Below are 20,930 nucleotides of genomic sequence, written 5' to 3'. Positions count from 1 at the left end.
CGGGGTCGGCCGCAAGCTCCTGCGAGAAGAAAGTAAGAGAAGAGAAGCGGAGGGTTCACATGCTTGACTTTCAGGGCCGGGTCGCACTGGTCACCGGTGCTGGACGCGGAATTGGTCGCGACTACGCTCTCCTGCTGGCCGCACGCGGCGCCCGAGTTGTCGTAAACGATGTCAACGCGGACCGCGCCGAATCCGTTGTCGCTGAAATTCAGGGGCAAGCGGGGCAGGCAGTACCCGACAGTCACAGCGTCGTGGGCGAGGGTGCCAGCATCGTCGACACGGCCCTCAACACCTTCGGACAACTCGATGCTGTGATCAACAATGCCGCTGTCAAGGGAACAGGATCCTTCGCGGACCGGAATGCAGATGAATGGTGGAACGAATTCGACATCAGTTTTCGAGGCACAGTGGAGGTTACCCGGGCAGCGTGGCAGCACCTGGCCAAATCCGGCGCGGGCCGGGTCATCAACACCGCTTCCACCGGCATGCTTGGAAATGCGGGGAGCTCAGCCTACGGTGCTGCCAAAGCCGCAGTTTGGGGGTTGAGCAATACGCTCGCTCTTGAGGGCGATCCACTGGGAATCCGAGTGCACACCATAATCCCAGGTGCCTGGACGCCGCTTCATGAGGAGAACGGACGGTGGCTTCCAGAAGTCGAAGCCACCATGCGCGAGCACTTCACGACAGAACGCGTCGCATCCTTTGTGGTATGGCTTGCACATCCCGCCACCCAGGCCGCAGCGGCCAAGACTTTCCGGGTCGGAGGTGGCCACGCTCGGCGTGGAGGGTTTGGGGTCATGCCTGCAATCCGTCCAACGTCCAACACCCCCGAAGGGTGGGCCGATGTAAGTGCAAGCCTCGTCGAAGATCAGGGCGATTTCATCCCTGCAACAGATCTGGCCGAACTCGTCACCCGCGAACTGATCACTGTGAATCCAGCTCTCGAATCGGTACTTCGAGGCAGTTCATTGACCAATTGACAGAGGCCAACGCTGGCGGAGCGATTTGTAAACCAAGGCCGCCCAACGCGTCGCGGCAGATCTCATCCGTCGACGTCCCGGCTGGGTTGAGACGGAAGTTCTCGAAGTGGTGCCATCCGAAGCGTGTCCGAACACCGTCACTATTTCAACGCCGCTGCCCGAGTCGGCCTTTCCCGTGTATGGGTTGGTCCCAGGGGTCGTACGGCAGATCGGTCGCGAGGGCATGGGCTCGGCACGGTATCGGTTCAACCCGTTCCTGCGCTTGCGATGCCGCCAGTGGTCAGTCTGCGGTCACAGTGAAAGGCAGGTAGCAATGGCACACCTCGACGATATCCTCGATCTCGCGGAGCAACTGCCGGACACGTTCCGGTCCCGGCCGATTCCGAGCGAACTTCCCCTCATGTTCGGCGGGCAGGTCGCGGGTCAGGCCTTGATGGCGGCCTCCCGTACCGTCGATCCGACCTACCGGGTGCACTCCGTGCACGCCTACTTCCTCCGGTCGGGCCGGATCTTCGATCCGACCGATTTCACGGTCGACCGTATCCGGGATGGCGGCAGCTTCTGCACCCGCCGGGTCACCGGACTGCAGGGCAGCGAGGCCATCTTCACAATGATGACCTCGTTCCACCGGGGCGACCACGGGTTCTCCCACCAGGGCGCCATTCCCGTTGTTCCCGCACCGAAGGATCTGGCGGGTGGTGAGGACCATGCGCGACGGGCGGAGTGGGGCGCGGTGGGATCGACGTTGGGTCCTCGTGGATCCGGCTCGTCGACGCGGCAACAGCTTTGGATCCGGCATCACGAAAAGCTCTCGGACGACCCGGTCGTGCACGCGTGCGCGGTGACCTACATCAGCGACATTGATCTGCTCGCCACTAGCATCCTGCCTCACCCCGACCGGCCCGTGCAGGGTGTGTCCCTCGACCACACACTGTGGTTCCTCCGCGACTTCCGTGCGGACGACTGGCTGCTCTACGACCAGGTGTCGCCGTCGTCTGAATCCGGACGAGCGCTGGTGTCCGGGCGGCTGTTCGACTCAGCCGGACGGCTCGTCGCGGCCGCCGCCCAGGAGGGGATGGTGCGGTTCGCGCGATGACGGAGGTGTCCGCGAACTCTGTGCCGATCCTGCAGACGGCGGTCGTGCCGGGGGTCCGGCGCACGGCGTCCAGCTCGGACCGGCAGCATAGCGATGGGTTGGGTGTCTTGGCGACCGCCGTCAAGCCGAGGCGGCCGACCACCCCCAGGTACGCCGATTCCCGCCACGCCATGCCTCGACCCGGTGTCGCCCCTCCCGGAGGGCGGCGATAAGGCATGACGAAAACGACACCGCGCTTGCGGCGATCCTGCATCTCAAGGGCACAGGCCAGCGGTGCGATCGATACCAGCGTGCCAAACGAGTGCTCGCCCGTTTCCTCAACAGCCGGCTGCTCCGTTGCACGATGTCACCTCGGGTCGCCGGGACCTCCTTGCCTGATATCTCCTGAAACAAGCCCAATCGGACCCAGTGGTCATTCCACTCCCCACATACGAAGGAACTCCAATGCCCTTCCTCCAGAACCAGAACGACATCTTCGTCCTCGACCTCGGCGACGGAGAGAACCGCCTCCACCCCGACTGGATTGCCGCGGTGAACTCGGCACTGGACGAGGTCGAGAAGAACGAGGGGCCTGGCGCCCTCGTGACGGTCGCTAACGGGAAGTTCTACTCCAACGGCCTCGACCTCGACTGGTTGTCCGCCCATCGTGACCAGCACAACGACTACATCGCCGCCGTCCAGGCGCTCTACGCTCGGTTCCTCGCGCTGCCGGTGATGACCGTTGCCGCCATTCAAGGCCACGCGTTCGCGGCCGGGGCGATGCTATCCCTCGCGCACGACTTCCGCGTAATGCGTGCCGATCGCGGGTTCTGGTGCCTGCCGGAAATGGACATCAATCTTCCATTCCCCCGCGGTATGGCAGCGCTCGTGCAGAGCAGGCTGTCGCCACAGACCGCGCATGAAGCCATGCTCACTGCGCGCCGCTACGGCGGCACCGACGCGCAGGCCGCCGGCATCGTCGACCATGCAGTCGAGGAGGCCTCCATCTCGGAGACCGCGCTCACGATCGCCCACGCCAATCTGGCCAAAGCCGGCGAAACCCTCGGAATCACCAAATCGCGGATGTACGCAACAGTTTTGGCCACGCTGCGCGACAGCAGTAACCCCCGGGGCTGACACAGCGGCACCCGTATCCCTCCACGACCTGGTGAGACAACGTCTACGGGGGAATAGACACTCACAAAGCCACCGATCACGTCGCGGTAATCGACAAACAAGGACGGCCACTCGGCGACCGTGAGTTCGGCGCCACCGGCGCCGGTTATCGGACGATCGTCGATTATCTCCGTGGGAAGCCGGGGGCAAGGGACACGAAATAGAAAGCGACACCGCGTCGCCGGAACCTACAGAACCACGTGTAGGTTCCGACGTCCGATGTCGGTCGTCCAAGTTGGTGACCTGGGCTTTCCAGTCAGCTTGTCGGAACGGGTTTCCTGGCATTCCGTCGGATTTCTCAAGCGCCTCAGCAGTAGCAGATCAGTCAGCCAGCCTTGCGACCTGCGAAAACGTGTCTAATTGGGGCTTCCTGCCGACACGAAATGCGGAAAACCGACACCCCACCGACGCGAAATCTGGAAACCGACACGGAACCGTGGAACATACACCACGCCCGCGACACCGCTCCTCGACTGACGTCCTCTGTGTCACTCATGGTTTGTGCGCACTCGGCGACGATAATTTCGGTTATCGCACCGTGTTCGACGTATCCCCGCGTCGGGAACAGCACTCCGTCAGTCGATTTCGGTGCAGTCGAGGATGGCGAGCAGGTCGACGAGGAGTTTGTCGGCTTCTTCTTCGATGCCGTCGAGGATGTCGGTGACGTCGTCAAGGTGGGTGTGGGCGTTGCGGCGGGCGACGATGCCGCGGTCGTAGTAGCCCTGGTCGAGTTCGACCTCGACCACGACCGGGAGCGGCGCGTTCTCGTGTAAGGGCGTCGCGGGCGGCCTGGTCGGCGGCCGCTTGTGTACCGGTGCTTGGTCGGCCAAGTGCGCCCGAGCCAGGCCGGCGACGGTGGGATCTATGTGGAGTCCCCCGCTCCTTCCCAACGCGATGAGCCTGATCGAGGAGCAGACGCCTGGGGACGTTCCAGGCGAATCGTGGTGGGTCCTCCACGGTAACGCCGAGCCCGAGGTGCAGATCGATGTCACACTCGAAGACGGCAGCTCACCGAGGGTTCATCGGCTCGGCAATGTCTGGGCCATCGAGTGGGTCAGTATCCCGCAAAGCGCCTTCGTCTACAGGTCTGACAGGCCAGAAGGTAACCAGCCCGACAGGATTCGGATGATCCGTCCTAGCTTCCTACCGCCAGCGCCCTACCCTGATAACCACTGGTAGGTACAGGTCCATGGTCGACGATTTCTCCGGTCCGGTGCTCCGATGTGCCATGGGGGATCGGTGACCGGTCCCGCGCCTTCTGTAGATCGCTGACCTGGCGTTGCAGGTGCGTCAGGCAGTGCCACCGGCCGGGAGCCGACATGCTGCGGTGGCGATCTCCTCGGCGTAACGAGGCTCGAATTCAGGCGCCAAGCCCGCGGCGGCCCAGTAACCACTCTCGGGGTGGGCGGAGCCGATAATGCCGCCGGCGATGCAGGCGATGGAATCGGAGTCGCCGTTGCTGGTGGACGCCCAGGCGAGTGCCTCCGGCCCCGTCAGGGCGGCGGCAGCGTCATCATCGGAGGTGGCAAGGTCGGCGACCAGCAGCGCCAGGGCGACCGCACTGGCCGACTCCCACCCCTCACCGATCCCGGCACAGGGGTCCCCGAATTCGGCTGGCGGCAGAGTGCGCAGCTGTTCGAGTCGGCCCGCGGCGGCGGTGAGGATGTCTGCGGTCCCGTCGTCCAGCCCTTCTACCAGGTATGACGGCACGTCCCCGGTGATCGGGGCGAGGACATCCCGCAGGTACGGATCCGTGGTCCAGGTGCTGGTGCCGTTGTGGATCTGCGCCGCCACGGTCAGGGCGTGCTTGAGGAACCTGCCGCAGTACTCCTGCGCGTGGCGGGTGGCGTCGGCAAGCAGCAACGCGGGCACCACGGCCCGCGGGTGTTTGTGGGTGATCACCGCCTGAAGAGCGGTCAGGCCCAACCAATACGGTTCGGGAGCGAAGGCGGTGGGGACCAGGCGCATCACTGCCCCGCAGCCGGCGGATTCGACGGCGCCGTCGGTGTCGTACCAGCAGGCGCCGGCGCGCAGGTTGCGCAGCGACGTCATGCAGGTGCGGCCCGGCGCCCGGGTGTTGTCGGGGTCGACCTGCCACAACAGGAACTGCCGAGTAATCGCGTCGGTAACGTTCTCGATGTCGTCGAAGTCGGGAACCTCGGCCAGAGCACGGTGAAGGGCAAGAGTCATCTGCGTGTCATCTGAGATCACCCACCACCGACCGGCGGGAGGGGCGACCGGATAGGCCGGCATCTGAGCGTAGCTGGTGAATTCGACCTGATAGCCCCAGGCGTCACCGGCGGCCAGTCCGGTCAACGCGTTGGCGTACCGGATCTGGGTGTCGGCCGGCGCGGTGTGGTGGCTCATCGACGGCGTCACGGTCATGGGGTCTCTCCTCGCGAGATGGCGTAGGCGGCGGTGCGGACGGTCTCGATGTCCATGAGGTCCAGGTCGGCGACGCGGCCGAGGTAGTCGGCGATCGCGTCGGGGGTCATCCCCTGATCGAGCTGCCAGCGGATCTCGTCGAGCTGCTCGTCGCTGAGTGCGGCCATCGCCGTAGTCCTTCCCTCGTCGCCCCTCTGAAAGAGGGGACGTGTCATTTTAGCTGGTAGAGAATGGGTTACGCGGCCTTGGTCGCGCCGCCGCCAGTGCCGCTGTCGGCTTCGGCGACCAGGTCTTCGGCGACCATGTAGACCGTCGGCCGGCCGCCGATGCCCTTGTGATCGACCTTCACGCACCGCAGATTGGTGCCCATCGGGAGCACGACCTCGTCCTCCGAGGAGAAGTTCGAGATCGACTTGAGCGGCAGCCCGTCCCGGGTGCGGACAACCATCATGTACGGCGGGTGGCCGGCGAAGGCGTTCGCAGTGCCGTGATTGGTGCTAAAGCTGGTCACCTTGCCGATCTGCATGCGGGAACCGACCGTGAATGCGGCGTCGATGTACTCCTCGGTGCTGCCCTTCCACCCGCTCGGCACTCGGGTACCGCGCACAAGTGTCATCGGCGCCGTGTTCGGGTTGTGCTCACGAAACTTTCCGAACGCCGAATCCAGCTGCGACACCACGGTCTTGACGTGCCCGGACGGACTCGGGTCGCGGCCGGTGATCGCCGCATTGATCGCGTGGTAGCTCCCGCCGGTGTAGGTGGTCAGCGCGGTCCGCTCTTGGTAGCTGAGCATCTTCTGCACGAACTGCGCGTTCGACGTGGTCAGCGACCCGATGCTCGAGGTCTGCACCTGCCCACCTGGGCCCACCTGGAACCCCCATGCCTTCAGGTCCCCCGCCTTCTGCGCGATCACGCTGTAGTCGCCGGCTGTTTCCTTGCCGTAGGCGCGGATTCCGCTGCGCCAGAGGCTGGCGTGCTTGTCGGCGCCGAGGCTGTGCGGTGGGATGTCGTGGTCGAAGTGCGGGATCACCCCACCACCGACCGTGGGCGTCCCCAGGGCGCGCCGGTGCGCCTTGGCGTACGCGGCGCCGGCCTCGGCCTTGCTCGCACCGCCGGTGAGGGCTTTCGCCCGCGCCTGCTGCCCGGCCGCGTCCGCCGCTTGCTCGCGCAACGCGATCTTGTGCCGTTTGATGCCGTCGTGGATATCGGCGCGGGCCGGTCCGCCGCCGAGCGCGTGAGTCAGTGTGTCCCGGGCCTCGGCCATCTCCTCGTCGACCACCGCCTGTTGCGCGCCCGCCGTGGACGCGGCGCCAGAGACCGCCTTGCGGGCCACATGCAGCCCGACCTCGCCCTTCAGCGCGTGGGCTTGCTTCTGCATGTCGGTAGCGCCCGTCGGCAGCGGATCAGGCGCGGTCAGGACCGGGATTCGGTTTGCCTTGGCCAGAGCATCGTTCTTGCTGCTGGCCTGCCCCACCGGGTGGTAGGCGTCGCCGCTGCGCTGCAGGATGATGAAGTCCGAGTAGCCGCGGCGGTAGATGGCGGTGCCGCCGTCGAGGATGCGTCCCTCGACGTCGGTGACACCGGAGCCGGTTTCCATCGCGATGGTGCCCACGGTGTAGACGGTGGTGTCGCGGGGCGTCGATGCCAGGGCGGGCTGGCCGCCTGCGGAGAGAGCCTGCGCCGCGGCCGGGGCGGCGCGGCGGTTCAGCGCTCGGGTGATCGTGTCGACCTCGTCATCCGAGAGCGACGCATAGTACGCGTCGCGTTCGGCGGCGGTGGCCATGTCAACGCGGCGCCCAAACTTCGCCGCTGCCAGGTCTTCCCGGGCCTCGACCTGCCGGATTTTGGCGTCGAGATGCGCCTGCTTGGCGTCGTCGACGTCCTTCTGCTTCGCGGCGACGTCAGACTCTTCCGCGGCGGCCTTCTTCGCCTTCCGCAGCCGGGCGCGAAGCCTGTTGACGGCCTTCCGGGCTTCTTCTGCCTCCGCGTCGGCTGCGGCCAGGTTGTGCTCGGCCTCCTCCAGTGCGGCCTGTGCCGGGGTGATCGTCGGGGCGGTGAGTGTCGCGCGTTCGGTCTCAGCGTGCGCGATCAGCAGTTTCGCCGACGGTGGGTTGGCGTGGGTGCTCGGCATCGGGGTGTCTCCCAGCACCGAGGGGTCGATTCCCAGCGCGGCCATCAGCTCCGGTAGGACGCTCGGGGGCGCCGTTTGCACGGCGGCCGCGGTCAGGGCCAGCCCCTGCTGTTTCAGGTGGTCGACCACCTTTTTCCGGGCTTCGCGGCCCAGTCGTCTGTTCGCGTTGGCTTTTGCAGCGGCCTTGTAGCTTCCGCAGCCGGGGCAGCGGCGGCCACTACCGTGGGCTTTCGAGCGGCACATCGGGGCATCTTTCTGGGCAGACGGCGCGTCCCCGCACGCGGGTCGGCCGCCGAACTTGGAGCGGGCGAGGCGGTTACATCGCCGCCCTGCCAGGTGCACGGGCACAATGAGTACGGTGCCGTGGGGCATGTCGTGCACACCCCCGCCCCGGTCCGTTGCGCGCCAGCCTGCCTCGGGCAGCAGATGTCCGAGAACCCTCTCGCGGCCCACCAAGTCCAGACTTTACAATGTCACGATTGTATGTCGCAAGCAAGATCTGCTCGTGAGACGTGCCGTTCGTCCAGGCTGCAGCCTCGAATAGACGGTTAGCGGTCAGGTCATCTGCGGATCGCAGTGGGGCGCGATTCTCGGCGATGCCAGGTTGGTGGCCGGTGACCCCGAAACAGCGGAGGGCACTGAACGGCAGGGCGATCGGGGGTCGGATCGTGATGCTGTGGCAGCTCATCCTCGTCGGTCGCCCGCTGTTCGGGCCGCTTGGTTGCGCAGTCGTTGCCGGTCGATCTGACCGTTGCTCAGCGCGTCGGGGCGGTGACCGATGTGGAACAGGCCCGTGGTGTGCGGGCAGACGAACACGGCGAGTCCCTTCTCGCCGGGGTGCCTTTTGCGGACCGCTTTGGCGTCGGCGCGGCTGTGATAGCCGCGGTGATGACACAGAGTGCAGAAGGTCCAGCGGGCGGCGGGATTGTTGTAGGGTCTCCGAGCTGGTCGCATGTCGCGGGCACGCTGACCAGCGGCGATCGATCTTGTCTCACGGCGTGGTCACTTCATCTGTCTCCGATCTGCGACATTTCTTCCAGGGGCGCGGGTGCGGGTTTGCGAATTCTCGGGCGGCGGCAAGGACTTCAGCCTCCAGTGGGGTGTGACTCATCGGGTGGCACGAATCAGGAGTGGGCCACCGAGATCGCTTTCAAGCCTTTCGGCGTGTCTCACTTCAACTGCACAAATGCACCCGAAGTGCGGTCCGTTTCGAGACGGGGCAGCCGAATCTGAGACCCTACAATTGTGGGCGCGGGAGGTCATACGGACCGTCCGATCTGCAGATTCAGCCAGTCGGACAGCCAGGTGATCGCGTTGCGGCCGGCGTTGTCGACGACCAGAGAGTTGTAGTTGGTGTGGGCACCGGAGGTGAAAAAGCTCGCAGCCTTGAGGCCTTCGCCGACCAGGGCGGTCAGGTCCTCGGCACCCTGGGACTGGGCCATGGTCGTCAGCGAGCCGGTCAGCGCCGGCAGATCAACGTTCTCCGTGTGGGTGCTGATGCCGGTGGCCGCGCTTGACTTCTTGCCGAGTAGTTCCGGTGGGGTCTTGGAGGCCTTGCCGGAGAGCATGTTCACCGCCACCGAGGCCAGGTCGAGGCCGACGGGCAGCAGGCCCGCCATCGCGGCACCCGCGCCGAGCGGGTCGGGTGCCTGCCCGGGGGGCGGCAGCAGTTTCTCGACCGCGGTCCAGGCGATTTCCTGAATCTGCCCGATCAGGGTGGCCAGCCGGATGACGTCGACGCCTCCCAGGATCGACGCGACAAGTGCGGCGATCTGGGTGTACCCGGTGGGGTCCGGGATGACCGACAACACCCGAGACACCCAGCGCAGATCCACGGCCGCGGCCATCTTCACCAACGGCGCGAACTGGTTGTTCAGCTCCCCCGCCACCTGGTGCGCACCGTGGGCGTCGAGCGCGGCGACCTTCTGCGGCAACGCCGTGAGGTTACGGAGAATGCCGGGCACGTCGAGAGCGGTCACCCCGGTGGCGACGTTCAGCACCTGGCCCACCACGGTGGCGGGTTTGAGCACCGACAGCACATTCGAGGCCGATGCGAGCGCATCGGCGGGAACCGATGTCAGCGGGGCGACTTGACCACCGAGGGTATTGGCTGCGGCCGACAGCTGCGCCGCGTCCCCGGATGCCCCGGCCACGGTCGACGAGCCCGACCCGGCCAGCTTCCCCGCGGTGTCGGCGATCGTCGTCACCGTGGTCAGCGCGGCGGACAGATCGGATGCCCCGGCATTCGAGAGCACTTGGGAAGCACTGTGTTCGGGGCTTTCCACCGGGGCGGCGGCGAGCTGTGCGGTGGCGGCATGTGCGGTCCCGGAGTCGATCAAATCCACGATCGGTTCGAGCGTGCCGGCGATGGACGATGCCGTGGCCGCGACGCCGCCGACATCGATGTTCGGCTGCGAGAGTTGCTGTCCGAGGACGGTGACACCCCGGCCGAGTGCGGGTAGGTCGGCGCCGGAGAAGTCCGAGGTCAGGGCGGTGGCCAGCTGGGCGTTGCCGGTGCCGCCGGTGTTGCTGGTGTCACCGTTCGTGCTGGGGGTCTTGCTCAGAATCGACCCGAGCGAGCCGAGGAGGGGGTTGTCGCCCTTGCGGATCGAGCAGTACAGGTCCCCGGGATCGCAGATCGAGGCAACCCGGCCGGAGAGCGTGCCCATTCCCTGGGGGCGTGGATCAGCGATGCCGTGACCGGAGGTGCGCGGGCCCACAACGGCGGAGCCCTGGGTGCCGGCGCCGGGGTCGGCGAGCAGGCCGACTGCCAGGACACGATCAGCGGGCACCGGCCCGTGGTCGTTGCCGATCCGAGAGGCAAGGTCGCCGGCGGCATCGGCGCCCTGGGAGTAGCCGGTGATCGTGAACTTCGTGTTCGTGCACTTGCTCGCGACGTCGGTGAGCACAACCTCAGACTTGGTGAGGGCGTCGATTTTGCTGTCGGCGTAGGTGTGTCCGTTGTCGAACGCGCGGGCCATGTACGGGAGGGTGTAGACCTGCGCCCGGTCACCGTGGGCGGCGGTGATGGCGTCCGCGACCGGTTTGAGGATCCCCACCGGTTGGTGGGGGTCGGCGTTCTCATCGGTTTCCCAGGTACCGGGGATGAGCAGATTGAACGTCGCCGCACAGCCGGTGGGGTCGGCGTGCGCGATAGCGGGGGCTGTCAACGCGACACTGCCGCCGGCGACGGTCGCGCACACAACCAGAGCCACCAGGTGGCGGGCTCTCGAACGTCTTGCGGGCATGGACACCTCATCTGTCGCCGGCGAGCTATGAGCACTCACCCCTCGGCGCGGGTTCCGGGAAGACCATGCGCTGCGCAGCCTCCGGAGAACACGCACCGATGGGGTGAGGTGCATACGGTGACCGAATCGGGTAGCGGAATTCAACGGGGTATGTGGATAACTTCTTCTGCCTGGCCGTCCTTCGCGCCTCGCCTGCCACCTGTGTTGCGAGAACCGCTAGCTGCACTAGCAGTGCTGCCGCGATAGCAACGGTTTTCCGCGATTTGAGCTGCGAGAACGACACGTCCCCTCGGGATTTCCTAGGCCGGTGATGCCTGCGATCAGATCCAGTCGATGTGGACGGAGTCGATGTGGTCGAAGTGGAATCCGAACTGGTCGCTGTACTTGTCGAAGCCCTTGTTCTCCGGGTAGTCGAGGGTGGCGTGCCGCTCCAGCAAGGCCACGACCCGGGCGTGATCGTCATTCGCTAACGCGGCGGCCAGTTCGCGTGACTCCTCACTGGTGAACGGGGTGTCCGATTTCGCGAAATCCAGTGTCCGGACCCGGTAGTCGTAGCCCTCGTCGGCGCCGTTACGGACCATGACGCCGCCCTTGACGCGGATGACCGCTCTTTTCGGGGTTCCGTCCGGCCGCAACACTCCGGCGCGTTTCATGATGTCCTGGGCCTTGACGTTCTTGAGCTTCTTGCTGGCGTCGGCACGCAGCTCGTTCGTTTCCCCGGACCGGTACCGGGAGACGGCGGAGCGGGACCGGCCGATCTTGGCGGCCACGGCGTCGACTCCGCCGAGGCGTTCGATCGCGGCACGGCGTTGGGCTCGCTCGAGAACATCCGGGTGGGGGATGCGGCCCTGCTGCGCCCACCGGCGCAACGTGCGAGCCGACGGGGGTGTGCGGCCGGCATCGATCGCCGCCTGCCGCAGGCCCTCGTTGCCGAGTTCCTTGCGCAGCTGCTTGACGGAGACCTTGCTGGTCAGCCCCGCCAGGCCACCGCTTTTGACCTGCTTTGATTTTTCGACACCGCTGGTCGCGGCGTTGGCGACGGAGACCTTGAGGCCGTCGAGGCCGACCGCCTCCTGTGCCGGCTTTTTGGTGCGCGGCTTCGGAAGATGCAGGGCCATCAGAGCACCCCCTCCCCTTCGTCGTCGGCACCGGCGTCCTCGTTGTCGGCGAAGGCCGCCTTGATCGCGAGGTTCACCTCGTGCACGTCCTGCGCCGATGTGAAGGCGTACAAGAGGGTGTCGGTGAGGACCACGTCCTTCTCCACCGACATCTTCCCCAGCGCCTCGCTCGGGTCGGCGATGTCCTCGCCATCGGCGAGGAGGTACACCCAGGAGTCGGTGACGGTGCGGACCGGCCAACGATTGTGTTCGCGGGCGATCCGCATCGCGACGCGGCGGCCGCGCCACCGGCAGTGCGCGATGATCGACGCACGCCAGAGCGGTTGGTGGTGGTGTTGCATCTGCTTGGCAGTCCACATGTCCGGGTTGACCATTCGCCCGATGTAGCCCTTGTAGCAGGTGCCGAGGAACCGCTTCGTCGCGTCGTCGTCGGTGTCCACCGCGGTCTTGCGGGCCTCGCGGAGGATTTTGGCCCACTTGTCCAGCGCCCGGCCCTGTTGTGGGTAGACCCAGGCCTCGGTGATGTCGAGGTCGTCGAGGTCGGCGCCGATTCCTCCGTCTGCCACGGGTGAGCACAGTCCGTCGAGGCTGACCGTGGTCACCCAGGTCTGCACCGGTTGGTCGGCGAGCATGTGCGGGTGCGGCAGAGGTAGCTTGTCGGGAAGTGACAGTGTCTGCCCGGGCGGCAGGGTGATCCGCCACAGCCCGAACGGGGCACCCTTCTCCCCCACCGCCGCAGCGGCAGCAGTGTCACCGGTCAGGTGTGTGGGTTGCCCGTAGCCGAATTCGAGCATCCCGGCGGAGGCGAGGTAGGCGGCGCGTTGGTCGATCGACACCAACCGGTGGACGTTGTCGAGATCCTGCGCGTCGGGGACGCGGGTCCAGCCGACGGCGGGTTCGAGGTCTCCCCGCGGCGGGCCGTCCAGGGGTGGGACCGAACCAGGGGTGGTGACGACGATCCCTTTGCCGCTGCGGGTGCGTTCACGCTTGATCTTGTCGACGAGGGCGGCACCGGTCCGCGCGGGCGTTGGTCCCGGGAGCACCCCGAGGTGCTGGGCGCACCAGGCCAACCGGCGACCGAGTTCCCGTGCCGCGGGGAGATCGTCGTCCGGCAGATACGTTCCGGCCGTCGGTGAGCCGAGGATGCCCATGTCACCGACCCGGTTGTGCCAACCGAAGTCCTTGTTCCAGTACGTCCACACGTACGGTTCGATCACCACATCGACCATCGAGGTGAAGTTCCCGATCGAGCGGGACAGATGCACCACGTGCCCGGGCTCGCCGCGCAACTCCCAGCCCGCGTTCAGCATCGGGGTCAGGGTGGCGTGCAGGACCGCGGTCAGTTCCTGGGCGGCACGGTTGCGCAGGGCCTCCATGTCGTCGACGTCGTCTTCGCTGCCCGGGTCGATGATCCACCCGAGCAGCTCGCACGCGGCCTGTCCGACGACCCAGATCTGTGCGGGGGCGCCCAACGGTGTCAGCGAGGCCCAGCGGATCAGTTTGTCCAGCTTCTCGACCGAATCGACGGGACCGGTCAACTCCCGCCCGGAGGGTGTGTAGGTCCCGTCGGCGGTCACGATCAACGCATGGCCATCGGCTTCTTCGCCGGCGGGCAGCGTCTCCCACACCGGCGGATCCGCCGCGTCGTTGCCCGCCTCTTCGTTGTCAGCCGTGTCGTTTCCAGCCGTGTGGTTTCCAGCCGCAGCGCTGCTAGCCGCGTCGTCGTCCACTTCGTCGTCGTCCACCGCAGCGCTGGCGGCCGCGTCGCTGTCCGTCTCGGGTGTCGGCGGGGTCGGGGCGCCGGCTTCGGCTTCGGCGACATCCGACCGCTCGGGCGATGCAGGGTGTGCGGCAGCGGCCGGCTCAGAATCCGCATGATCGGCTTCGAAGAAGACATCAGCATCGACGGCGACAGCGTCGTCGTCGGGAAGAACGTCGTCGTCGGGAAGAACGTCGTCGTCGGGAAGAACGTCATCGTCAGGAAGAACGTCATCGGCGGACGAGGGAGATGTCGTCAGGGTTGTCTCGGGCAGTGCGAACAGGGGGATCTGTTCCCACGGACTGCTCATGACTCCTGCTCGGTGATCCGGCCGTCGTGATCTGCCGGCGGGACGCGGTAGCGGTCGAAGAACTCCTGCAGGGCCACGTCCACGACATTGGTCACCGTGGATTGGCGATCGTTCACCAGCCAGTTCAACCGGGCCTCCGTCGAGGCCAGGACCCGGGTATTGAGCGGAACCTTCGCCGGCCCCTTCCGCGGTTCCAGCTTCGCCGTCAATTCCGGACTCGGCGTTCCCGCACCACCGCCCTCTGCCGCACCGGACGCGCGTTTCCCCGAGCCCGCGGCGCCTCGTCCGGCCCCGGTCGGGCGGCGGCGGGCGCCGCCTTCCGAATTTCCTATCTTCGCCATCCCCACCCACTCGTGTTCGGTATGCCACCCGTATCCGTGCGCGGACATCACCCTACCCACTACGCGCCTTCATGCCGGTATCTTCGTTGGCATGTTTACGTGCAGAGTTGCGGCCAGGATCTGACCGGGGTGTTACCTCCCGCCGGGGCATCGACGGGCGCTGGTGGCGACGTCGCCGGAGACACCGCCCGGGCAGTGTCTCCGCGGGAAACCGTTATGATGCGACCACCGCGGAGTCGTCATTCCACCAGCGTGATCGGCACCCCGGGGGTGATGAACAGGTGGTGCCGGGCGCCGTCATGGGTGAGCGACATCGCCACTCCCAGGGTGTGTCCCTCGGCGAACCGTGCGAGCAGCTCCCGGGTGGCCTCGAACCTGGTCTGGCTGATGCCGTAGGTGACACCACCCAAAAGTGAGGCTGGGCACCCTACCCTCCTTGTGTTGACGGTGGATCGTTGCCGAAAGTCTCGCGGACACCGACGCCTCCGCGAGGATGGACACACCGTCGCGGCCCGATGGAGGTATCTGCTGCGGGCTGGGCTACCAGCGGTAGACGACGCTCGGATTTGGCTCGTCACTGCCCCGAATCGCGATCGGAGTCGCCGGTGTAATCAGCAGGCGAACCGTCGAGTTCTGGCTGACGAACCCGACGAATCCACCGTTGCCGTTGCCGTCGAAGACACCCCTGACCGCTTCCTCGAGGCCGTGCGCGGCGGCCGCATCGGCGAGTGGATAACGAACCCCGTCGTAGATCGCTTCGTAACTCATCATCCTTCTCCCGCCGGTCTCGTCTCGTGGTGCTCACAAGCGTAAGAGCGCCGAGCCGACAGTCGGGGCCGACGCCGACACCGACGCCGACACGTTGTCCGCAACCGAGATTCGACCGGATGATGCACCCCGGGAGACCGCGGTCAGCCCGCCCACGCGCCACCGTCGACCTCGCCGGGGAGCGCCGGGCCGGCGGCGCCCCCCGTTGAGCTTCTTTTAGCGTTGCCCGGGACCGGCACCACACGCAAGGCGGGCCGGTTACCGTCTGTCGGTATGGGGACCACCTTCCACGGCCCGAGCCCGTGGCCACACATCACCCGCGCCATCCGCACCCGCGGCGCCCGGTACGCGGCGATCGGCTATCTCGGACAGGATGCACCCGAGCTGCTCCCGCTGCGCACCGGGGACGTCCTGGTCGTCAACGCCTCCAAGGCTGCGGTCCGGGCGCACGCCACCTCTCCCGCCGCCCTCGCGTACTACGTGAACAAGGGGGTGCGGGTGCTGTCGTCGCCGACCCTGCATGCCAAGGTGATCGCGACCAACAACCGGGCGGTGATCGGGTCGGCGAACGCGTCTGAAAACTCCACCCTCGCCGACGACGCCGTGGTCATCACCGACGACCCCGACATCATCGCCTCCGTGCGGAAGTTCATCGACAGCCTCGACGAGATCACCGAAGTCGATCAGGTGTTCCTCGACGACGCGATCCTCGAGTGGGAGATCGGCCGCGCCGTCCCACTGCCCGGGGTCACCGGCCGCGTCCGCACCGAGACAGATTTCCTGCCGACGCCCGTGACCCGGATGTTCGTCAAACACGCCGTCGACTACGAACCCACCCCCACCGAACAACAGGTCCTCGACAACCAGCGGGGCCGGCACCACAGCCGCGGCGGCCCGGCGGCGAAGTATCAGCTCGAATCGCTTCGCCTCGACAGGCCCAGCGGTGTGAGGCGGGGCGACGTGATCGTCTTCGCCGATGACGAGTGGATTTACGCGCCCGCGGTCGTGGTGTCCGACCCGATGAAGATCCCGCGGTCCGGTGGAGCGGTTCTGTACTTCCTGCGCCTGCGCACCGGCCTGTCTCCACTCCTCCTTTCCGATGCGGAGAAGGCGCTGACCGATCTGGGGCACCCTGGCTCACGGCTGCGGACTGACCATTTCGTCCGCTCCCCTGGCCTTAGGTCCGCGTTGCTGGGGTTGTGGGACCTCTGATCGTCAGCGAGCCTGTGTCAGCGTGAGAGTCAGCGCCGCAGAACCCGACAAGCCCGACTGCTGGCACGCTGGACGGCACCAGATACCGCGACACGGCGCGGCACTCCTCGAGTCCTCGGACGCGGGTGTCGCCGTGACCATCGGCCCGGCGGTGTTGACCATCCGCGTGTGCACCGTCCTCGGATCCGTAGTACTGGCCCTCCTCATGCTCGTCGCGGTCGCCGGCATTGTCGGCCTAACCATCGCCGCCCACTGGCACTGCCCGCATACCCTTCTCCGCTGCCGTGTTGGTTCCGGTGCTGGAGAGTCACCGAGCGTCGTGCGTTCGTCGTGCCTTGGTGGACCAACCCCAGAGCTTGCGCCCCTCGGCGACCGGCGGGGTAGGCACTCTGATCTCAGCTACCTGGAGGTAAGACTCGTGTTCGAATCGTTCTCGCGGGGAGGGACTCTCAGGAAATTCACAGACACCGCCGGGCCGAGTAGTGCGACGATGAAGCATGCGCCGCCATCGTTGGCCGGCCCTCGCGCCGCCCACTACCGGAGGGACGCCGTGCACGCGGCGATGCCGATCGTGGCCGAGAAGGATCTCACGCTCGAACTGTCGGAGGTGACCGCGTTCGTGTCCGGGCTGCTGCTGCGGTTCGCGCTGTGGGTCGCCGGGGTCCGCGCCGACTTCGCGCGCTTTGAAACCCGGCCCCTGACCGACGCCCACGACTGGTCGGCGCAGTGGTCCTATCTGGCCGTGCGCATTCTTGTCGACGACCTCGGCGGCCCGGCCGACCCGTTCCACCCGACACCCGATTCCGGGCTGGAGGGATCCGGGCCGTACCGAACGACGCCGCAGTACTGGATCGGCACCTACCCGACCACCGGATCACTGACCGTCACCACCAGCTGGCCTCAGGTCGGACTCCACCCCACCTCGTTCACCCTCACGCTCGGGTCCAGCCCCTTCCCCACCACCTTCGGGTCCGATGCCCCGCGGTGACGGTGCGCGACTCTGCTCGACGAGCCGAATGGTGAGCGGCTGTAGACGATTCCTGATTGCCCGGAACCTACCGGTGAACCAAACCGCACACGGACGTCTGACCCTCAGGCGATTCGGGTGATGCGGGCAGTCGCGCACATCGGGCACCAGGTGGTCTCGCCGACGACCCACCCGTTGATCCGGGCGAACGCCACCGCCGCGGTCTGTCCGGCGACCGCGGCATCGAATCGGTGCTCACACAGATCGCAACGCACCGCCCACCCATTGTGTCCACTGGATTGGATCACCTGCACAGTCATGTCACCCTCACGCTCGCGACGTCACCGAACCTGGCACCAGCATGGCACAACCGACCGACGAAGTAGAGGCACGGAATCCGGTCCTGACGAATCCATGACCCCCACACCGTCGGCCCGGCTACGACAGATTTCAGTCGGCGCCGCTCGATCCGTCACCGATCCCCCAGACGTGCGATGCCGGATCAGTAGGCGTCACAGAAGGGTTGCACGATCTAGGCGCGCCACGAAATGAGCGGCGCTCACCGCCACCTAGCCACCTCGATGTGTGATCCAGTAGTCGAGGGCTGCGTGGAACGCGCTGGCGTTCTCGTCCTTGAGATCGATCTCGTACTCGGCACTGACGACGAGTAGCTGATGCTCTCGCCCTCATCGCCGGACACTGTCTCGGTCGATGTCATCGACCAGTTCCGCTACAGCCCTACTCGCCGCGAGAACGACTCCCGGGGTGGTCGATACGGACGAGGCACCACGACGGGCACCTTGCGTTGCACTATACGCAACCCGCAATTGCAATGATAGCTAGCGTAGCGGCGCTAGCTATCCTCGCATCACGGTCACCGTCACGGTCACGGTCGCGGAGCTGCAGAGCCTTTTCGGCCCACGATTCATGACGATGCCACTTCCGCGGCAGCCATCCGGCCGCCGACAAAGAAAATAGACAACCGCCCAAGCTCGGGCACTTACGTCACAGTGATGAAAACTTGTCCGCTCTCCCCTGCCACCAGCGCCGCACAGCAGCACCAGAATCACCGCGACGCCGACGGTCGCAGCCCACGGCACGCCGAGCGGAGTCGTCGGGTTGTGGCCCCGGCTGGCACGATCGCGAGCGCCCCACATCCGATCGCAGCACGGGTCGCCGGGGTTCCCCTTGGGCTGTGGTGCACCACTACGGCCGTCATACCTGAGTATTCCGTGCCGAGGGCGCTGACTGACGAAACGACATTAGTCCTGGATCTACTCGCCCACTTCGAGATCGAGTGGCGGGATGGGTGTGCCTGCGGCGGGCGTCAGCGTCACCAGGTACCCCAGAGGAGAGCGCGACTAGAACTCGACGGGTATACGTTGCTGCATCGTGCGGGCGTGTTGTTGCTTCGCGGTGATGGCGGCCTCGATACGGCAGCTCAGGTTTTCGTCGCTGAGGTGTGGATCGTCGAACCCGGCCACCGCCGCCAGCTCTGTTCCGATACGGATGTGGGCAGTCCTATTGACCACAGACCCGTCGTCTCGGCGCGCCAGCTCGCGCCCAGCGGCGATGACCTGAGCCATGGCGTCAACGCCATTGGACGCTTCCCCCCGCGCGCACCGATGTCCGCTGAGTCTCCAGATCCCAAAACGATACGAACCATTCCACAACCGCTCCCTCATCCACTCTTCTCAGCTGAATTGTGTAGATCACCAGCGGTCCAACATGCAACGCGTCCCCCACCCACCTGCAATGCGCCGACGTTGTTGCGTCTGCTTAGCGGCCCACGTCCGGTTGTCCGTTGCATCCGAATCTGACGTTGCGTTGCCAATCTCGCACTGCCGGCGTTGCGTTGCAACTCCATCTGGCTGTGCTGCAACGTCGGGCAGCATTGCGGTCAAAGGCGCTGGGTGTTGCGGCCGTTCGGGAGTCCCTGGGTAAGGGGCGTGCTACTCCCAGTCGAACGCCGGAGAGTACGAACTGGCTGTCGCCGCCCTGCCGGGGCGGGTGATCAGGGTGTCCCGACCAATGTGTACTGCGGATCGAGCGTTGCCGCATTGCGTCCGTCCGCCATCTCCTCGAGCTCCGGCAACGGGGGCGTCCGGAACCCGGCGTCGACCGCGCGTTGCGCAACCTTGTCGAACCGGCGCATTGCGGTGCTTGCGGCCTTGGCCCGCGTGAGGGTGGCGATCTCCGCGTAGCTGTGCTGTTCGATGATCCGCAGTCGGGCCGTCTCCCTCACTACAGGCTCGAAGTCGGCGCACGTTTCGATGAAGTCGAGGAGGTTCTCGATGGTCTGGGCCTCGTCCGGCAACACGAATGGCTCTTGCGAGTCCTCAAGCGCATTGCTGACCTTCAGTGCAGCGGCATTGCTTCCGTCCAGTGCACTGCGCGCAACGTGCTCCTCGGTGAGGGTCGCAACATCGGTGCGGTCATCTGGATTCGTTTCGGTTCGTTGCGCGGCATCCGCAACGCCACTGGAACTCTCAGGTCCGGTCACGGCGGTCGCACGGCTGTCGTCGAGTGCCGAGCAGTCGCCTGCCGTTGCAACGTCGGCGAACTGCGCAACGTCGGCGAACTGCGCAACGTCGGGGTCCTGAGCAATGCGCGGCGCAACGTCGGGGTCCTGAGCAATGCGCGGCGCAACGTCGGGGTCCTGAGCAATGTGCGGCGCAACGATGTCCGCAACATGGCCAACGTTCCGTTCGGATGCCGGCATCGACTCTGCCGCCACCGTCGGATAATGGTCCGCGATGTCCTCACCGTCCTGCTGTTCGCGGTCGCGGGCATCTCGGACGACCGCGGTGTACTCGGTGTGGGCGGTGCCGATGGCCTTGATGAGGATTCCGACACCGTGGGTGAAAGCTAAGACCAAAAGTGGCGGGATGACTGCGATGAGCGATGCGCCGGTTGGAGTCAGTGGGGTGTATCCCAGGTCGATGCCAGCTGCAGCACTCCGTGCGGCGGCTTCCCCTGCGCGGTAGGCGTGGTAGGCGTTGCCGAAGACGCTGATGAAGACGACGACCACTGCGAGCCAGAGGAAGAAATGCTTCCCCGTTGCGCTGCCGTTGATTTTGCTCAGCACAACGATGGCGATCGTTGCGCCGAGGATTGCGCCGTCGACAATGGCGGGGAAGATCCAGGTGAGGTAGTGCGGGATTCCGGCCTGCAATGCGAGGTCGCGTTGCACGGCGAACGACAGCACGAACGCTCCGGTGGTGATACCGACCGCAATGGCGATCGCAACGATTAGGGCCGCAATGAGGGCGCGGAGCTGGATTCGTGCTGCTCGGATACTAAGGTCGTTCATGATCGGGGTTTCCTTCCACGGGGTCCCGGTCCACGGGGCCCCCGCCGGCGCAATCGGCGGGGGCCTCCTTATGTCGGCTCGGTCAGTGCGTTGCGGTTGGCATAACTTGCACTCCAACACCCACCTAACAACGCTAGCTATCGTCGC

Annotated in this window: 18 protein-coding genes and 1 pseudogene; 5 read left to right on the top strand and 14 right to left on the bottom strand. The window is 66.1% G+C overall.

Annotated features, from left to right (window positions below):
- The first annotated feature begins 59 nt into the window (after nt 1-59).
- The 3 genes from QM841_RS38495 (at nt 60) to QM841_RS38485 (ending at nt 3,192) form a co-directional block, all read left to right on the top strand.
- A complete protein-coding gene (locus tag QM841_RS38495) occupies nt 60-980 on the top strand; it encodes an SDR family NAD(P)-dependent oxidoreductase (protein ID WP_283336058.1) in 921 nt (306 codons plus the stop codon).
- Nucleotides 981-1,293: 313 nt separating this feature from the next.
- A complete protein-coding gene (locus QM841_RS38490; protein ID WP_283336057.1) occupies nt 1,294-2,076 on the top strand; it encodes an acyl-CoA thioesterase in 783 nt (260 codons plus the stop codon).
- Between the two features lie 444 nt (nt 2,077-2,520).
- Nucleotides 2,521-3,192 carry an enoyl-CoA hydratase-related protein gene (locus QM841_RS38485; protein WP_283336056.1) on the top strand — a complete coding sequence of 224 codons (672 nt, stop codon included), beginning with the start codon at nt 2,521-2,523 and terminating at the stop codon, nt 3,190-3,192.
- A gap of 614 nt (nt 3,193-3,806) precedes the next feature.
- Here QM841_RS38485 and QM841_RS38480 read toward each other — a convergent pair.
- The 11 genes from QM841_RS38480 to QM841_RS38430 all read right to left on the bottom strand — a co-directional run bounded on the left by QM841_RS38480 (nt 3,807) and on the right by QM841_RS38430 (nt 15,291).
- Nucleotides 3,807-3,977, bottom strand: a complete 171-nt coding sequence (locus QM841_RS38480) for a hypothetical protein (protein ID WP_283336055.1) — start codon at nt 3,975-3,977, stop codon at nt 3,807-3,809.
- A 544-nt stretch (nt 3,978-4,521) separates the two neighbouring features.
- Complete coding sequence (locus tag QM841_RS38475) at nt 4,522-5,616, bottom strand: ADP-ribosylglycohydrolase family protein (RefSeq protein WP_502943322.1); 1,095 nt, start codon at nt 5,614-5,616, stop codon at nt 4,522-4,524.
- Nucleotides 5,613-5,783, bottom strand: coding sequence for a hypothetical protein (locus QM841_RS38470; protein WP_283336054.1), 171 nt, complete (start codon nt 5,781-5,783; stop codon nt 5,613-5,615). Before QM841_RS38470 ends, QM841_RS38475 begins: the two co-directional genes overlap by 4 nt.
- 68 nt (nt 5,784-5,851) lie before the next feature.
- On the bottom strand, nt 5,852-7,849 hold the full coding sequence (locus QM841_RS38465; RefSeq protein WP_283336080.1) for an ADP-ribosyltransferase: 1,998 nt from the start codon (nt 7,847-7,849) through the stop codon (nt 5,852-5,854).
- A 582-nt stretch (nt 7,850-8,431) separates the two neighbouring features.
- Nucleotides 8,432-8,701 carry a hypothetical protein gene (locus tag QM841_RS38460; RefSeq protein WP_283336053.1) on the bottom strand — a complete coding sequence of 90 codons (270 nt, stop codon included), beginning with the start codon at nt 8,699-8,701 and terminating at the stop codon, nt 8,432-8,434.
- 305 nt (nt 8,702-9,006) lie between these two features.
- A complete protein-coding gene (locus QM841_RS38455; protein WP_283336052.1) occupies nt 9,007-10,995 on the bottom strand; it encodes a cutinase family protein in 1,989 nt (662 codons plus the stop codon).
- Between the two features lie 320 nt (nt 10,996-11,315).
- Nucleotides 11,316-12,113 carry a hypothetical protein gene (locus tag QM841_RS38450; RefSeq protein ID WP_283336051.1) on the bottom strand — a complete coding sequence of 266 codons (798 nt, stop codon included), beginning with the start codon at nt 12,111-12,113 and terminating at the stop codon, nt 11,316-11,318.
- A complete protein-coding gene (locus QM841_RS38445; protein ID WP_283336050.1) occupies nt 12,113-14,182 on the bottom strand; it encodes a hypothetical protein in 2,070 nt (689 codons plus the stop codon). Before QM841_RS38445 ends, QM841_RS38450 begins: the two co-directional genes overlap by 1 nt.
- Nucleotides 14,179-14,571, bottom strand: coding sequence for a hypothetical protein (locus QM841_RS38440; RefSeq protein WP_283336049.1), 393 nt, complete (start codon nt 14,569-14,571; stop codon nt 14,179-14,181). Before QM841_RS38440 ends, QM841_RS38445 begins: the two co-directional genes overlap by 4 nt.
- Before the next feature lie 191 nt (nt 14,572-14,762).
- Nucleotides 14,763-14,933 carry a hypothetical protein gene (locus QM841_RS38435; RefSeq protein WP_005245088.1) on the bottom strand — a complete coding sequence of 57 codons (171 nt, stop codon included), beginning with the start codon at nt 14,931-14,933 and terminating at the stop codon, nt 14,763-14,765.
- 130 nt (nt 14,934-15,063) lie between these two features.
- Nucleotides 15,064-15,291 (bottom strand): hypothetical protein, encoded by a 228-nt coding sequence (locus QM841_RS38430; protein ID WP_283336048.1) that lies wholly within the window; start codon nt 15,289-15,291, stop codon nt 15,064-15,066.
- 273 nt (nt 15,292-15,564) lie between these two features.
- Here QM841_RS38430 and QM841_RS38425 point away from each other — a divergent pair, with 273 nt between their 5' ends.
- Together QM841_RS38425 and QM841_RS38420 are read left to right on the top strand one after the other, a co-directional pair.
- Nucleotides 15,565-16,503: a phospholipase D family protein gene (locus QM841_RS38425; RefSeq protein WP_283336047.1), complete on the top strand. Its 939-nt coding sequence runs from the start codon at nt 15,565-15,567 to the stop codon at nt 16,501-16,503.
- Nucleotides 16,504-17,000: 497 nt separating this feature from the next.
- Nucleotides 17,001-17,491, top strand: a pseudogene (locus QM841_RS38420) (hypothetical protein).
- Nucleotides 17,492-17,595: 104 nt separating this feature from the next.
- Here QM841_RS38420 and QM841_RS38415 read toward each other — a convergent pair.
- The 3 genes from QM841_RS38415 to QM841_RS38405 form a co-directional block, all read right to left on the bottom strand.
- Nucleotides 17,596-17,790: a hypothetical protein gene (locus QM841_RS38415; RefSeq protein WP_283336045.1), complete on the bottom strand. Its 195-nt coding sequence runs from the start codon at nt 17,788-17,790 to the stop codon at nt 17,596-17,598.
- A 1,041-nt stretch (nt 17,791-18,831) separates the two neighbouring features.
- A complete protein-coding gene (locus QM841_RS38410; protein ID WP_283336044.1) occupies nt 18,832-19,056 on the bottom strand; it encodes a hypothetical protein in 225 nt (74 codons plus the stop codon).
- A 428-nt stretch (nt 19,057-19,484) separates the two neighbouring features.
- Nucleotides 19,485-20,783 carry a DUF2637 domain-containing protein gene (locus QM841_RS38405; protein WP_283336043.1) on the bottom strand — a complete coding sequence of 433 codons (1,299 nt, stop codon included), beginning with the start codon at nt 20,781-20,783 and terminating at the stop codon, nt 19,485-19,487.
- Between the last annotated feature and the right edge of the window lie 147 nt (nt 20,784-20,930).

The organism is Rhodococcus sp. IEGM 1307 (assembly GCF_030056915.1).
Classification (GTDB): domain Bacteria; phylum Actinomycetota; class Actinomycetes; order Mycobacteriales; family Mycobacteriaceae; genus Rhodococcus_F; species Rhodococcus_F opacus_D.
The sequence above is the reverse complement of the archived record's forward strand: the minus strand, read 5'-3'. Positions and strand labels throughout refer to the sequence as shown.

Coding starts and splice junctions, on each gene's coding strand:
- QM841_RS38440 (WP_283336049.1), bottom strand. CDS start 14,571: ATGTCCGCGCACGGATACGGGTGGCATACCGAACACGAGTGGGTGGGG.
- QM841_RS38460 (WP_283336053.1), bottom strand. CDS start 8,701: ATGCGACCAGCTCGGAGACCCTACAACAATCCCGCCGCCCGCTGGACC.
- QM841_RS38490 (WP_283336057.1), top strand. CDS start 1,294: ATGGCACACCTCGACGATATCCTCGATCTCGCGGAGCAACTGCCGGAC.
- QM841_RS38430 (WP_283336048.1), bottom strand. CDS start 15,291: ATGAGTTACGAAGCGATCTACGACGGGGTTCGTTATCCACTCGCCGAT.
- QM841_RS38455 (WP_283336052.1), bottom strand. CDS start 10,995: ATGCCCGCAAGACGTTCGAGAGCCCGCCACCTGGTGGCTCTGGTTGTG.
- QM841_RS38410 (WP_283336044.1), bottom strand. CDS start 19,056: ATGGCTCAGGTCATCGCCGCTGGGCGCGAGCTGGCGCGCCGAGACGAC.
- QM841_RS38475 (WP_502943322.1), bottom strand. CDS start 5,616: ATGACCGTGACGCCGTCGATGAGCCACCACACCGCGCCGGCCGACACC.
- QM841_RS38425 (WP_283336047.1), top strand. CDS start 15,565: ATGGGGACCACCTTCCACGGCCCGAGCCCGTGGCCACACATCACCCGC.
- QM841_RS38485 (WP_283336056.1), top strand. CDS start 2,521: ATGCCCTTCCTCCAGAACCAGAACGACATCTTCGTCCTCGACCTCGGC.
- QM841_RS38415 (WP_283336045.1), bottom strand. CDS start 17,790: ATGACTGTGCAGGTGATCCAATCCAGTGGACACAATGGGTGGGCGGTG.
- QM841_RS38470 (WP_283336054.1), bottom strand. CDS start 5,783: ATGGCCGCACTCAGCGACGAGCAGCTCGACGAGATCCGCTGGCAGCTC.
- QM841_RS38445 (WP_283336050.1), bottom strand. CDS start 14,182: ATGAGCAGTCCGTGGGAACAGATCCCCCTGTTCGCACTGCCCGAGACA.
- QM841_RS38405 (WP_283336043.1), bottom strand. CDS start 20,783: ATGAACGACCTTAGTATCCGAGCAGCACGAATCCAGCTCCGCGCCCTC.
- QM841_RS38450 (WP_283336051.1), bottom strand. CDS start 12,113: ATGGCCCTGCATCTTCCGAAGCCGCGCACCAAAAAGCCGGCACAGGAG.
- QM841_RS38495 (WP_283336058.1), top strand. CDS start 60: ATGCTTGACTTTCAGGGCCGGGTCGCACTGGTCACCGGTGCTGGACGC.